Below are 14,758 nucleotides of genomic sequence, written 5' to 3' on the forward strand. Positions count from 1 at the left end.
ATAATATATAAAATATCCTATTTACTCTAGGGGTTATTACAGATCTTATCCGAATGGAGCGCGGGGAACCGGTTTCAATCGGGTGGCGAGCGCGGCACCGCCACCCGGCTCGGGATCGGACCCGCCGCTATTGCACCAGCGGCCCGTCCGCCGTCTCCAGCGACACGCCGGTGATCTTCGCGGAAGCCGCCAGCAGGGCGACGTACTGCGCCACCGCCCGCGACCAACTGGCCGCTTCCAGCCATCCCGCGATGCGCCCCTTCACGTGTTCGAAGGCAAGCGCCCGGCCGGGCTCGACCCGGTCGAGGGCGATGACGTGAAAGCCGTAGGGGGTGGCAACTGGGGTGCGGGACACCTCACCCGCCCGCATCGTCGTCAATGCCGCCTCGAAGGCCTCGGTCGTCTGACCGCAGGAGACCTGACCAAGGCGCCCGCCGTCGCGCGCCGAACTGCAGGCCGAATAGCTGGCCGCGGCCTCGCCGAAGGCAGCTGGGCTATCCTGCAGCGCGCGGCAGAGCTCCAACGCCTTTTGTCGAGCCTGTTCGTGGGCGGCGGCGTCGCCTTCGGGCGCAGCCAGAAGGATATGACGGACCTCCCACAAGGGATCGGTGCGAAACTTCTCTCGGTTCCGCTCGAAGTAGCGTCGGCACTCCGCCTCGCGCGCTCTGGGCACCTCGACCTCTTGATCGATCAGCGCACGTATGAGCGCGTCCTCGGCGGCTTCCATCCGCCCCTCGCCAAGAGGCTCGGGGTCCGCCTCGATGCCGAGCCTGCGCGCTTCGCCCAGCAAAAGCTGGCGCACGACGAGCGCGCGCGCCGCCTTCCGGACAGACTCCCCCGGATTGGCGCCGGGATGGTTCTGCGCTTCGGCCAGGATCGACGCCTCGGGGATCTCCACCCCGTCGACGCTGACCGTGTCCAGCACGGGTCGTGCCTTGGGCGGAATGCGCGTATCCGGTTCCACATAGCTGGTGTAGCCAGCCTGTTGCCGGGCGGGCGAAGCGGCCCCGGGCGAGGGATTGCGGTTGTCGTAGAGCGTGGTCATGAGCCTACTCCGCAGGAAGGCGAAGGTTCGCGGTACGGCGGTCCTTCGCGCGCACCACCTGATAGCCCGGCCGCCACATGTAGCGCACCGGAACCGACAGCATGTGGACGAGCCGGGAGAAGGGGAACAGCACGAAGATCGTCAGGCCCAGCAGGATGTGAAGCTCGAAGATCCAGTGCGTGCCATCGACATAGCGCGCAGCGGCGAAATCGAAGGTGAAGATCGCCTGCGCCCATGCCATGAAGCGGACCATTTCCGATCCGTCCAGGTGCTGGAGCGAGACGAGAATGGAGCAGAGCCCGAGGGCGAGCTGCAGCCACAACAGCACGATGATCAAATTGTCGGAGATGTTGGAGGCCGCGCGCACGCGGGCATCGAAGAAGCGGCGATGGATGAGCAGGCTCGCGCCGACGATCGCCATGAGCCCGGCCACGCCGCCGAGAACGATCGCGACGATCTGCTTGGCCTCATGAGGGATGCCCAGCCATTCGAAGATCGCGATCGGGGTAAGCAGGCCGACGACGTGACCTGCGAAGATCGCCAGCACGCCGACGTGGAACAGCACCGAGCCCCACATCAATTGCCTGCGCCGCAGAAGCTGGCTGGAGCCGGAGCGCCACGTGTAGGGTTCGCGGTCGTAGCGGATGATAGAACCGACGATCAGGACGGTCAGCGCGATATAGGGATAGATGCCGAAGACGAAATTGTGAAAGGTGAGTTCCATCTCTGCCTCCTCAGGCCCGGTGGCCGGCATGGGTGGAGACGTCGCGCGAAGATGCGCGCATCCGGCGCTGCAAGCGGTCGGGGCCGCAGGCGCCCTCCCCGGCATTGCCGCCAAAGGTGACGGCTTCCTCCTGCCAGATCGCATCGAGCGCCTGCAGGTCTTGCGGATCGTCCTCCGGCATCTGGCGCAACTCGTCCAGAAGCGCGCGGTCGGGCGCGGTGAGCGCCATCTCCTCCAACACGGCGAAAGCGTTGCGATAGACCGAGCCGCGCTTTTCCAGCCGCTCCTTGAGGGCTGTCAGGATGTGCGCGGTCTGCCCGAGGAATTCGCCCGCCTCCGCTTCCGAGCGCTGCGACAGGAACTCCAGAAACAGCGGCAGGTAGTCGGGCAGCTCCCTGGCATCGATCTGAAGGCCAGCGGCCTCGTAGGTCGCCATCAGATCGACCATGGCCTGCCCGCGGTCGCGGCTTTCGCCGTGTACGTGTTCGAACAGGTGCAGCGACAGCGTGCGCGTGCGGTCGAAGAGAAAGACGTAGCGCTCCTGAAGATCGGTGAGATCTCCTTTCGCGATATCGTCGATCAGCTCCAACAACGCGGCGCGCGCGGTGGCTGAGAGAGAAGCGTCGTCACGCACCAATTGCACCATCTCCGACGCGGCGCGCTGAAGGTCGGGGCCCGGATAGGAGAGCAACAGCGAGAGGATCTTGAGGCTCGGGGTCATCATGCGCGCTCCTTGAAGACGTCGCTCGGGGTGTGGACCGTGCGGGTGCGTTTGGCGGAGAAGAGATCGGGGGTGGAGGTGCCGCCCGAACAGCCGTTGCCGAAGGAGAAGCCGCAGGAGCCGCGCACGTCGTAGGCGTCCTCGGAGATCTCGCGGTGCGAGGTCGGGATGACGAAGCGGTCCTCGTAATTGGCGATCGCCATCACCTGGTACATGTCCTCGATCATCTGAGGGCTCATGCCGACGCGTTTTGCCACCGCCTCGTCGATGACGCCGTCGACGGTCTTGGCACGCATGTAGGCGCGCATCGCCAGCATGCGTTCCAGCGCATGGACGACCGGCTTCTCGTTGCCGGCGGTCAGGAGGTTGGCGAGATAGCGAACGGGGATGCGCATGGAGCGCACGTCGGGCATGGCACCGTCCATGCCGATCTTGCCGGCCTCGGCCGCCGACTGGATGGGCGAGAGCGGCGGGATGTACCAGACCATCGGCAGGGTCCGGTATTCGGGATGGAGCGGGAAGGCGACCTTCCATTCCATCGCCATCTTGTAGACCGGCGAGTGCCTGGCAGCTTCCAGCCAGGCGTCAGAAATCCCGTCCTTGCGGGCCTGCTCGATAACCTTGGGATCGTTCGGATCGAGGAAGATCTTCAGCTGCGCCTCATAGAGATCCTTCTCGTCCGAGCAGGATGCCGCTTCCTCGATGCGGTCGGCATCATAGAGCACGACGCCCAGATAGCGGATGCGGCCGACGCAGGTTTCCGAGCACACGGTCGGGTGCCCCGCCTCGATGCGCGGATAGCAGAAGACGCACTTTTCCGATTTTCCCGACGACCAGTTGTAGTAGATCTTCTTGTACGGACAACCGGAGACGCACATTCGCCAGCCCCGGCATTTCTCCTGGTCGATCAGGACGATGCCGTCGTCCTCGCGCTTGTAAATCGCGCCCGAGGGGCAGGAGGCGACGCAGGCCGGGTTGAGGCAATGCTCGCACAGGCGCGGCAGATACATCATGAAGGTGTTTTCGAACTGGCCGTAGATCTCCTTCTCGACCCCTTCGAAATTGACGTCTTTGGAGCGCTTGGAAAACTCGCCGCCCAGGATCTCCTCCCAGTTTGGCCCCCACTCGATCTTTTCCATGCGTTCGCCGGAGATCAGCGAGCGCGGCCGGGCCGTCGGCATGGTCTTGCCTTCGGGTGCCGTCTGCAGGTGCTCGTAGTCGAAGTCGAACGGCTCGTAGTAGTCGTCGATCTCCGGCAGGTCTGGGTTGGCGAAGATGTTGGCGAGGATGCGCCACTTGGCGCCGGCCTTCGGCCGGATCCTGCCGTTCTTGCCGCGCACCCAGCCGCCGTTCCACTTCTTCTGGTTTTCCCACTCCTTCGGGTAGCCGATGCCGGGCTTGGTCTCCACGTTGTTGAACCAGGCGTATTCGACGCCCTCGCGATTGGTCCACACGTTCTTGCAGGTGACGGAACAGGTGTGACAACCGATGCACTTGTCGAGGTTCAACACCATTCCGATTTGGGCACGGATCTTCATTCTGCCGCCTCCTTGGCATGGGTGCCTGCGGTTCGCTCCTCGCCGTCGAGCCAGTCGACCTTCTCCAGCCGCCGCACGACGACGAATTCGTCGCGGTTGGCGCCGACGGTGCCGTAGTAGTTGAAGCCGTAGGATTGCTGGGCGTAGCCGCCGATCATGTGGGTCGGCTTGGTGATCGTCCGGGTGACCGAGTTGTGGATGCCGCCGCGCTGGCCGGTGATCTTCGATCCCGGCGTGTTCACGATCTTCTCCTGCGCGTGGTACATGAAGAGCGTTCCGTCCTTCATGCGCTGGGAGACGACCGCACGGGCGACCAGCGCGCCGTTGGCGTTGTAGACCTCCACCCAGTCGTTGTCGGCGATACCGGCCTTCGCGGCGTCGGTCTCCGACAGCCAAACGACAGGCCCGCCGCGATTGAGCGTCAGCATCAGCAGGTTGTCTGTGTAGGTCGAATGGATGCCCCACTTCTGGTGCGGGGTGATGAAGTTCAGCACCAGATGCGGCGCGCCGTCGGCCTTGGCGGCGAGCGCGGGATTGACCGACTTGGTGTCGATCGGCGGGCGATAGACGCAGAAGCCCTCGCCGAAGGCCCGCATCCACAGATGGTCCTGATAGAGCTGCTGGCGGCCGGTGAGCGTGCGCCAGGGGATCAGCTCGTGGACGTTGGTGTAGCCGGCATTGTAGCAGACCTTTTCCGATTCAAGGCCGGACCAGGTCGGCGAGGAGATGATCTTGCGCGGCTGGGCGACCACGTCGCGGAAGCGGATCTTCTCGTCCTCCTTGGGGATGGCGAGATGGGCGTGTTCGCGGCCCGTGGCCTTCGACAGCGCTTCCCAGGCCTTGACCGCGACCTCGCCGTTCGTCTCCGGCGCAAGCGACAGGATGACCTCGGTCGCATCGATATCCGTCTCGATCCGCGGCCGGCCCTTCGATGCGCCGTCCTCGGTGACGAGGCCGTTCAGGCGACCGAGCAGATCCACTTCGTGCTCGGTGTTCCAGGAAATCCCCTTGCCACCGTTGCCGAGCTTGTCCATCAGCGGCCCGAGCGACGTGAAGCGCTTGTAGAGGTTGGGATAGTCGCGCTCGACCACGGTGATCGCCGGCATCGTGCGCCCCGGAACCGGGTCGGTCTCGCCCTTCTTCCAGTCGCGCACGTCGAGCGGCTGGGCGAGTTCGCCGGCCGTGTCGTGCAGGATCGGCACCATCACGACGTCGTTCTCCACGCCCAGCACTTCCGGCGCCACGTCAGAGAACGAGCGGGCGATCCCCTTGAAGATGTCCCAGTCGCTTCTGGCCTCCCAGGCGGGATCGGCCGCGCTCGTCAGCGGGTGGATGAAGGGGTGCATGTCGGAGGTGTTGAGGTCGTTCTTCTCGTACCAGGTTGCGGTGGGAAGGACGATGTCGGAATAGACGCAGGTGGTGGACATGCGGAAGTCGAGCGTGACCAGCAGGTCGAGCTTTCCTTCCGGCGCCTCCTCGTGCCAGGCGACTTCCTTGGACTGCGCTACGCCTTCTTCGCCAAGATCCTTGCCCAGCACGCCATGCGATGTGCCGAGCAGGTGCTTGAGGAAATACTCGTGCCCCTTGCCCGACGAGCCCAGCAGGTTGGAGCGCCAGACGAACAGATTGCGCGGCCAGTTGGCGGGATCGTCCGGGTCCTCGCACGACATCTTGAGGCTGCCGTCCTTGAGCGCGGAGACGACAAAGTCCTTCGCCTCCACCCTGGCCTTGGCCGCCGCCTTGGCGACCTCCAGCGGATTGGTGCGAAGCTGGGGCGCCGACGGCAGCCACCCCATGCGTTCGGCGCGGATGTTGTAGTCGATCAGCGCGCCGTCCCACGGTCCTTCCGGCGCCGTCGGCGACAGGATTTCCTCCACCTTGAGCGTCTCGTAACGCCACTGGTCGGTGTGGGCATAGAAAAACGATGTGGAGTTCATCTGCCGTGGCGGGCGCGACCAGTCGAGACCGAAGGCGAGCGGCAGCCAGCCGGTCTGCGGCCGGAGCTTTTCCTGCCCCACATAATGGCTCCAGCCCCCGCCGGACTGGCCGACGCAACCGCACATGACCAGGAGATTGATGATCCCCCGATAGGCCATGTCCATGTGATACCAGTGGTTGAGACCGGCTCCGAGGATGACCATCGAGCGGCCGTTGGTCTTTTCCGCGTTGGATGCGAATTCGCGCGCCACGGTGACGATATGGTCGCGCGGCACGCCGGTGATCCGCTCCGCCCAGGCCGGCGTGTAGGGCAGATCCTCGTCGTAGGCGCTGGCGGAATTGGCGTCGTCCAGGCCACGGTCGAGCCCGTAGTTTGCCACGAACAGGTCGAACACGGTGGCGACGATGGTCTCGCCGTCGGCCAGCTTCAGCCTGCGGGCCGGAACCTTGCGCACCAGCACGCTGTCATGCTCGGTTCCTTCGAAGAAATCGTGCTCACGATTGCCGAAATAGGGGAAACCGACGGAGGCGACCTCGTCATGGTCCTCGCCGAGGATCAGCGAGAGGCGCAGGGCGACGTCCCTGCCCTTGCCGTCCTTGGCCTCCAGATTCCACTTGCCCTGCTCGCCCCAGCGAAAGCCGATGGAGCCGTTGGGCGTCACCAGTGCCCCGTCCGCGTCGATGGCGACCGTCTTCCACTCGGGATTGTTGGCTTCGCCCAGTTCGTCGGAGAAATCGGAGGCGCGCAGCATCCGGTCGGGAACGAGGCGGCCGTCCTTCTCGACGAGCTTCACCAGCATCGGCATGTCGGTGTAGCGGCGGCAATAGTCCTCGAAATACTCCGCCTGCCGGTCGAGGTGGAATTCGCGCAGAATGACGTGGCCCATGGCCAGCGCCAGCGCCGCATCCGTGCCCTGCTTGGGGTGCAGCCACATGTCGGAGAATTTCGCGGCCTCGGAATAGTCCGGCGAGACCACCACCGACTTGGTGCCCTTGTAGCGGACCTCGGTGTAGAAATGGGCGTCCGGCGTGCGCGTCTGCGGCACGTTGGAGCCCCACAGCATCAGGAAGCCGGCATTGTACCAGTCGGCCGATTCCGGAACGTCCGTCTGCTCGCCCCAGGTCATCGGCGAGGCCGGCGGCAGGTCGCAGTACCAGTCGTAGAAGGACAGGCACGTGCCGCCCAGCAGCGACAGGTAGCGGGCACCGGCCGCATAGGAGACCATCGACATGGCCGGGATCGGCGAAAAGCCGACGACCCGGTCCGGACCCCACGTCTTCGCCGTATAGGCGTTGGCGGCGGCGATGATCTCGTTGACCTCGTCCCAGGTGGCGCGCACGAAGCCGCCGAGACCGCGCACCTTGACGTATTCGGCCCGCTTTGCCGGATCCTCCTGGATCGCCGCCCAGGCGCCGACCGGGGTCTTCACGGCTCTCTCGCGTCGCCACAGCTTCAGAAGCCGGGAACGGATCAGCGGGTATTTCACCCGGTTGGCAGAATACATGTACCAGGAGTAGCTGGCGCCGCGCGAACAGCCGCGCGGTTCGTGGTTGGGCAGGTCCGGCCGGGTGCGCGGATAATCGGTCTGCTGGGTCTCCCAGGTCACGATCCCGCCCTTGACGTAGACCTTCCACGAGCACGAGCCGGTGCAGTTCACGCCATGGGTGGAGCGCACGATCTTGTCGTGCTGCCAGCGCTTTCTGTAGGCGTCTTCCCAGGCGCGGCTCTCGTTGGTGGTCACGCCGTGGCCATCGGCGAAGGTGCCGACGTTGCGCGGTTTGAGGAAGTTCAATCGGTCGATCAGATTTGACATTGCGATTACCTTTCCCGCGGGTTTCTCAGCAGGGCACCGGCGCGGAGCGGCGCGCGTAGAAGGCCCAGGTGATGACGACGCAGACCGCATAGAAGATGCCGAAGCACCAAAGGGCCGCTTCCGGACCGCCTGTCATGGCGATGGAGGTGCCGTAGGCCTTGGGGATGAAGAAGGCGCCGTAGGCGGCGATGGCCGAGGTGAAGGCGATGATCGCCGCGCTCTCGCGCTCCGACTGCTTGAACAGCGCGTCGCCGGCGAGTTCCGGCATCAGCCGCGGCACTTCGCGGCGCATGATCGAGGGGATCATCTGGAAGGTGGAGGCGTTGCCGACGCCGGTCAGGAAGAACAGGGCCATGAAGCAGGCAAAGAAGCCCCAGAAGGCGCCCGGCTGGTCCTTGGCGGCGAGGAAGTAGAGCACGCCCGCAACCGCCAAGATCATGCCGACGAAGGTCCACAGCGTCACCCGGCCGCCGCCCCAGCGATCGGAGATCCAGCCCGTCGCCGCCCGGCTGAGCGCGCCCACGAGTGGACCGAGAAAGGCATAGGAAAGCGCATCGACGGCGGGAAACTGCGTCTTCATCAGGAGCGGGAAGCCCGCCGAATAGCCGATGAAGGAGCCGAAGGTGCCGGTATAGAGGATGCACATGATCCAGTTGTGCTTGCGGGTGAAGATGATCGACTGCTCCTTGAAGCTCGCCTGCGCGGAGGCGATGTCGTTCATCCCGAACCAGGCCGCGAGCGCGCTCACCGCGATGAAGGGCACCCAGACGTAGCCGGCGTTCTGGAGCCACAGCCGGGAGCCGTCCGACAAAGTCTGCGGATCGCCGCCGATCGCGCCGAAGACGCCGGCGGTGATGACCAGCGGCACCAGGAACTGCATCACCGAGACGCCGAGATTGCCGAGACCGGCATTCAGCGCCAGCGCGTTGCCCTTGGTCTTCTTGGGGTAGAAGTAAGCGATGTTGGCCATGGAGGAGGCGAAGTTGCCGCCGCCGAAGCCGCACATCAGCGCCAGAATGAGAAAGGTCGTGTAGGACGTCGTGGAATCCTGCACGGCGATGCCGATGCCGATGGCCGGCAGGAGAAGCGACGCGGAGGACAGTGCGGTCCATTTCCGTCCGCCGAAGATCGGGATCATGAAGCTGTAGAAGATGCGCAAGGTGGCGCCAGAAAGCCCCGGCAATGCGGCGAGCCAGAAGCGTTCGCCGACCGAGAAGTCGAAGCCGATGGCCGGCATCTTTGCGACCACAACCGACCAGACCATCCACACGGAGAAGGCCAGCAGCAGGTTGGGGATCGAGATCCACAGGTTGCGGGTGGCGATAGCCCTGCCGGTGGCGTCCCAGAACGGCTCGTCCTCGGGCCGCCAGTCGATCAGGGTATGGCTGCTTCGGCCGGTGGCGGATGTCGCGGAAGACATGATCAAGGTTCCTGTCACGGAGAAAAAGGGAGGCGCGGGCGGCGGGGAGACGCGCTCTGGCCCGCGCCATCGGGCATCCGGCCCGGACCTCAAGGCCCGGCGCCGGCGAGCCCGGGTTCAGGCGATCGGATGCGGATGCGCGGCGTCAGGCGCTCGCGTCATTCCGGCATCGGGTTGCGCGAGCGGCGCATCCGGCACGTCTGAGAGATGTCTCTCGTCCGCGAGCGCGGGATGACGCCTCTTCTCCATCCGGCGGATGGCGACATGCATCCAGACCGTGGAGACCGCGACGAGAACGAACATCAGCATGTAGGGGGCGGTCCACACACCCGTTGCATCCAGCAGCACGCCGAAGGCGATGGGCAGGAAGAACCCACCGAGGCCGCCGATCATGCCGACCAGGCCGCCGACCGCGCCCACGTGGTGCGGATAGTAGACCGGGATGTGCTTGTAGACCGCGGCCTTGCCGAGGCTCATGACGAAGCCGAGCAGGACGGTGAGCGCAACAAAGACGGTGACGCCAATACCGAAATGGAAGCTGATCTCGCCTTTGATGCCCGAGACGGTGTAGCTCGTCTGCGGGTAGCTCATGACGAAAAGGCAGCAGAGCGAGACGATGAAGGTGAGGTACATCACCGAGCGCGCGCCCCACTTGTCCGACATCCAGCCGCCGAGCGCACGAAAGACGGAGCCGGGCAGCGAATAGAGGCCGGCAAAGACGCCGGCAGTTGTCAGCGGCAGCCCGTAGGCGCCCACATAGTAGCGCGGCAGGAAGGAAGCGAGCGCCACGAAGCCGCCGAAGACGAAGAAGTAGTAGGTGGCGAAGCGCCAGACCTGGATGTTCTTCAGCGGGGCGAGCTGTTCGGCTGCGGAGACGGGCTTGCGTCCGGTGCGCTTGCGCTCTTCCTGGGCCGGATCGTCCTTGGAGAGCAGGTAGAAGAGCACCGCCGTTACAGCCAGCACGACGGCATAGACGCGCGCTGTGCCTTCCCAGTCGAGCGCCACTACAAGGAAGGGGGCAGCGAAATTCGTGACCGCGGCCCCCACGTTGCCGGCCCCGAAGATGCCAAGCGCGGTGCCCTGGCGCTCCTTCTCGAACCATTGCGAGACATAGGCGACGCCGATGATGAAGGACCCGCCGGCCAGCCCAAGGCCCAGCGCGGCCAGCAGGAAGACGTGATAGCTGTGCACGGAGGTCAGCAGCCATACGCAGACCGCGGTGATCAGCATTTGCAGCGGAAACATGATCCGCCCGCCGAACTGCTCGGTCCACACGCCGAGAAAGATGCGGCTGATCGAACCGGTAAGGACCGGCGTGGCCACGAGGAGGCCGAACTGGGTGTCGGTCAGGCCGAGCTCACCCTTGATCTTCACTCCGATGATCGAAAAGATCGTCCACACGGCGAAGCAGACCGTGAAGGCGAATGTGCTGAGCCCGAGGGCCCTCAGTTGATCCGGGCGAGAAACCCCTTCCAACGCATGCATCGTGCACCCCTTCGATTGGACGGCTTTTGTTGCCTGTACCTTTGAAGATGTGCGCAAGGTCTGCGCAGGAATGCGGAAGTCTCTTGACCTGAATCAACTCTCGCCGACTGTATCGAAGAAACAAGGGCACGCCGTTTCACGATCAAGATGCGGCTTTACGGCCATCACGCAATCGTTTGCGAAGCCGCGCCGACATTGCTAAAAGCGACGTGACGTTGCTTGATAATTATCAAGGATCCGAGGGAGATCGAACCTCGATGCGCTCCAGCGATTTGCCGGAGGTTCGCGACCTGCAACTGTTCCGCTCGATGTCGGAGGAACGGTTCGCCGAGCTCATGCAGGCCGCCTATCTGCAGACCTTTCCCGCCCAGCTCGACCTGATCGCCGAAGGCGACAGCGCCGACTTTCTCTATGTGGTGGTGGAGGGCTGCGTCGAGCTCTATGCCAGCTGGAACGACCGCCAGGCGACGATGGGCATGGTCCATCCGATCGGCACCTTCATTCTTGCGGCCGTGATCAAAGACGCGCCCTATCTGATGTCCGCACGCACCGTGGACAAGTCGAAGGTGCTGCTGATACCGGCCGAGGACGTGCGGCAGGTGTTCGAGGCGGATTCCGATTTCGCCCGCGCCATCATCAGCGAACTGGCCGATTGCTATCGCGGCATGGTGAAGGAGCACAAGGATCTGAAACTGCGCTCGGCCGTGGAGCGGTTGGCGAACCGGCTTGTCAGCTTCGAGAAGGAGCAGGGCGGCACCGGCGAACTCGTGCTGCCCTATGACAAGCGCAAGCTGGCGTCGATGCTCGGCATGACCCCGGAAAACCTCTCGCGGGCGCTGAACACGCTGCGCCCCTATGGCGTGGACGTGGACGGCAACGTGATCCGCCTGACGGACATGCCGGCGCTCACCACGCTTGCCAAGCCGAGCGCGCTCATCGACGACCGCACCACCTGAGGGACGAAGGAAACGGATGGCAGAGCGGGGCGGCCGCATCCGCCGCGAGTGAGGCTATGACTGAGCGTCCCGCAGCGCCTTTCGCAGCATCCTGCGTTCCTCGAAGTCCAGCGTCACGTCGCGCATGACCGCCGCAATCGCCTCCAGCTCGCCGGATTCATCCCGCATCGGAATGATCGAGAACTGAACCGATATCTGCGCCCCGCCCTTGCGGATCGCCGGCACGGCCAGCAGATCGCCGGCGCCATATTGCGTCTTGCCGGTCCGCATCGTTCTTTCATACCCCTGCCAATGCTGCTCGCGCAGCCTTTCGGGCGTTATGATATCGAGCGACTGGCCGAGCGCCTCGCTTTCGCGAAAGCCGAAAATCCTCTCCGCACCGGCGTTCCAGAAACGGATGATGCCGGCGCGGTCGGCGATCACCAGGGCGTCGGGAAGCCCTTCGAGGAGCTTTCGCGCGATCTCTTCCGTGTTCATTGTCTTTCCGTTTTCTTGCTGCTGTTTTCCCGCGACCGGGCCGTGGCTTCCGATCGGCGGCATGCCGTCTTGTTCACGCTGGACGCCCCCGTCACGGCCTTACGAAAAGCATGCGGAAATAGCCAGCGGCGAAAAGCAGGTAGGCCGCCACCCACCCCAGGGCCGCGATCTCGAAGAGAGGCAGCATCCAGACCGGCATCAGCGGCGCAATGACGCGGGCGAGCGCTCCCAGTCCGGCCAAAACATAGACGGTCACCTCCAGCCACCCTGCCTCAAGCGCGCGGCCGGAATGCCCGCGGCTCGCCCGCATCATCACCGCGAGCGTCATCAGCCCGACGGTGCCAGTCGTCCACACATGCACGGCCGCCACCGGATCGAGCACCCCGTCGCTGACGATCGCCGCGCCCAGAAAGGCAAAGCCGGCCGGAATGGTGGCGAAGGCTAGATGCAGCACGAAGAGCAGCGGCTCGCGGCGGGTTGCAAGACCGCACCACCGGGCCATGCGGACGGCGTTCAGCAGTCCGGCCACGAGCAGTAAGCCCCCGGTCACGAGGCTTTCCGGCACCACGATCCAGGCGATCAGCGCCGTAACAGAGGCGATCATCGTGATCTTGTCGACGGACGAGAAACCCGCAGGCAGCCGGGCCTGCCGGCGCGCGGCCAGCCAGTTTCGAGTAAAGGCGGGCACGATCCGCCCGCCGATCAACATGATGATCGTCACCACGACGGCGACGGCCGCACGCAGGGCGTGATCGGCGCTTCCGGTCACCGCCGCCTCGACATGAAAGCACAGATCGACCACGCCGAAGAGCGCAACCAGGGCGACGACCCTGAGATTGCGGTAGTTGCCACCGGCGATCACCTCGCGGGCGAAGATGGCGACGAGCGCCAACGGAAACAGAAGATCGACAGCCGCGGCTGTCACGGGGCCGATCAGGAGCGAGGCCGAGACCGCGACGCGCCCGGCGAGCCACAGCACGACGAGGCCGAGCAGCTCGCGGCCTGCCACGGGCGGACGGCCGGTCCAGTTGCTGACGGCGGTCAGCGCAAAGCCCGCGATGATGGCAAGCACACCACCAAACAGCATCGTATGAACATGCCAGTCCCGCGGCGCGAAGGCGGTGGGCACCTGCCACTGCCCAAGATAGACGGGTATCCAGATCGCGACGGAGGCCGCCATCGCCACCGCACCGAGGAAGAAGAACGGGCGGAAGCCACCGGTCAGCCAGAGGGGCATCGTGCGTGCGTTCATCATGGAGCATCACCGGATGATTGCGGGAAATCCGCCGCATGACGCGGCCAGGCGCCGAACGCGCCGCTGAAGTTCGCGTTTCCCGGCGCCGCGAATAGGGCACACGCTAGCCCACGCCTTGCGGCCCTTCGTTGTCGAAGCGCAACCTTCATCGTGCTAAGACTGCGCGCAATGGACATGCCTTCAGGGTTTGTGAGCGCTTCGGCATTATGCTCTAGTGCTGTGCAACCCCATGCAGAACCAGCAAGAATTCCGGTCTTACCTTGAGCAAAATCGACGAGAGCCTGCTGTCCGCACTGCCGCCTTTCAGGCGCCTTGAACGTTCGCAGATCCGCGAAATCCTGGATCTCGCGACATCCAGACGCTTCGAGGAAGGCATCGCCGTCTTTTCCGAGGGCCTGAAGGCGGACCGGTTCTATCTGCTGCTCGACGGCTACATCCGCGTGGTGCGGAGCACGCCCGGCGGCGAGCACGTCATCGCGCTCCACATCGCGCCGGGCCAGCTCTTCGGCATCGCGCCGGCGATCGGTCGCGACACCTATCCGGCGACAGCGATGACGGCGGCTGAATCGATCGCCCTTTCCTGGCCCGTCAGCCTCTGGCAGACGTTCGTGGAAAAATACGACGGCTTTGCCTCGGAGACCTACAAGGTCGTCGGCGAACGGATGCAGGACTTGCACGCTCAGATCGTTGAACTGGCGACCCAGGCGGTGGAACAGCGGCTCGCCTCGGCGCTGCTGCGCATGGCGAACCAGTCGGGCCGCAAGGTGGACGGCGGCGTGGAAATCGCCTTTCCGGTCACGCGGCAGAACATCTCCGACATGACGGGCACGACGCTGCATACCGTCAGTCGCCTGCTCAGCGCCTGGCAGAAGCAGGGCATCGTGGAAAGCACCCGCCGCCACATCGTTGTGACGGAACCGCAGAGGCTGGCAGACCTGAGCGGGACCGCCGGCTGACGGCCGCCCCCCTCGTATCCCCCTCTTCCGAAGAAAACGCCTTCGAGTTTGTCGCCCCGCAACGTCGCGCGGCCGGGCTTGTGGCATCGGGATGGGCGTCATGGCGAACGGGAGAGAGGGCGCACGGGCGGCGAGCCTGTCATTAGCGGTCAAATAAATTTCCACGTCAAACAAGCACCCGCGCGTGGGCGAAGCCTTTCGCACCGTACTTGATAAAAAATAACGGATAATACGTACCCCTCTCCTATCAATAAATTCCAAAAATAGAATATAATTTATCTCCCAGAAAACGGCGATTTCCGTAGTTGTATTTTCACATTCCTCAGCTTCACTTGACTCAAATCACATAATAAATGATTCCTGTTTGCGCAAAAGCAAAGAGAGCCCGCACGCATTGAGAGATGGTGCGCCAGAAGCTGCCTCCTCTTC

9 protein-coding genes and 2 pseudogenes are annotated in these 14,758 nt (G+C 64.3%); 2 read left to right on the forward strand and 9 right to left on the reverse strand.

Annotated elements, in window-relative coordinates:
- Nucleotides 1-127 precede the first annotated feature (127 nt).
- From V2L18_RS08655 to V2L18_RS08685, 7 genes and pseudogenes are all read right to left on the reverse strand, one after another.
- Nucleotides 128-1,045 (reverse strand): peptidylprolyl isomerase, encoded by a 918-nt coding sequence (locus tag V2L18_RS08655; RefSeq protein WP_336177783.1) that lies wholly within the window; start codon nt 1,043-1,045, stop codon nt 128-130.
- Between the two features lie 4 nt (nt 1,046-1,049).
- Nucleotides 1,050-1,769: a respiratory nitrate reductase subunit gamma gene (gene narI / locus V2L18_RS08660; protein WP_336177784.1), complete on the reverse strand. Its 720-nt coding sequence runs from the start codon at nt 1,767-1,769 to the stop codon at nt 1,050-1,052.
- Nucleotides 1,770-1,779: 10 nt separating this feature from the next.
- Nucleotides 1,780-2,490, reverse strand: coding sequence for a nitrate reductase molybdenum cofactor assembly chaperone (gene narJ, locus V2L18_RS08665; protein WP_336178273.1), 711 nt, complete (start codon nt 2,488-2,490; stop codon nt 1,780-1,782).
- Complete coding sequence (narH, locus tag V2L18_RS08670) at nt 2,490-4,028, reverse strand: nitrate reductase subunit beta (protein ID WP_336177786.1); 1,539 nt, start codon at nt 4,026-4,028, stop codon at nt 2,490-2,492. The genes narJ and narH overlap by 1 nt, the downstream gene beginning before the upstream one ends.
- Nucleotides 4,025-7,780, reverse strand: coding sequence for a nitrate reductase subunit alpha (locus tag V2L18_RS08675; protein ID WP_336177788.1), 3,756 nt, complete (start codon nt 7,778-7,780; stop codon nt 4,025-4,027). Before V2L18_RS08675 ends, narH begins: the two co-directional genes overlap by 4 nt.
- A 46-nt stretch (nt 7,781-7,826) precedes the next feature.
- A pseudogene (locus V2L18_RS08680) lies at nt 7,827-9,182 on the reverse strand (NarK family nitrate/nitrite MFS transporter); the annotation flags it as partial.
- A gap of 261 nt (nt 9,183-9,443) precedes the next feature.
- Nucleotides 9,444-10,685: pseudogene (locus tag V2L18_RS08685) on the reverse strand (nitrate/nitrite transporter); the annotation flags it as partial.
- Nucleotides 10,686-10,942: 257 nt separating this feature from the next.
- Between V2L18_RS08685 and V2L18_RS08690 the strand changes: the two are divergent.
- Nucleotides 10,943-11,641: a cyclic nucleotide-binding domain-containing protein gene (locus tag V2L18_RS08690; protein ID WP_336177789.1), complete on the forward strand. Its 699-nt coding sequence runs from the start codon at nt 10,943-10,945 to the stop codon at nt 11,639-11,641.
- 54 nt (nt 11,642-11,695) lie between these two features.
- Here V2L18_RS08690 and V2L18_RS08695 read toward each other — a convergent pair whose 3' ends face one another.
- Together V2L18_RS08695 and V2L18_RS08700 are read right to left on the reverse strand one after the other, a co-directional pair.
- Nucleotides 11,696-12,118: a PAS domain S-box protein gene (locus V2L18_RS08695; protein WP_336177791.1), complete on the reverse strand. Its 423-nt coding sequence runs from the start codon at nt 12,116-12,118 to the stop codon at nt 11,696-11,698.
- A gap of 91 nt (nt 12,119-12,209) precedes the next feature.
- Nucleotides 12,210-13,373: an NnrS family protein gene (locus V2L18_RS08700; RefSeq protein WP_336177793.1), complete on the reverse strand. Its 1,164-nt coding sequence runs from the start codon at nt 13,371-13,373 to the stop codon at nt 12,210-12,212.
- Between the two features lie 260 nt (nt 13,374-13,633).
- On the opposite strand from V2L18_RS08700, the gene V2L18_RS08705 reads away from it, so the two are divergent.
- Nucleotides 13,634-14,329, forward strand: a complete 696-nt coding sequence (locus V2L18_RS08705) for a Crp/Fnr family transcriptional regulator (protein WP_336177795.1) — start codon at nt 13,634-13,636, stop codon at nt 14,327-14,329.
- Nucleotides 14,330-14,758: the final 429 nt, after the last annotated feature.

Origin of the sequence: Breoghania sp. JC706 (assembly GCF_037026715.1) — a bacterium.
In the GTDB taxonomy this organism is placed as follows: Bacteria; Pseudomonadota; Alphaproteobacteria; order Rhizobiales; family Stappiaceae; genus Breoghania.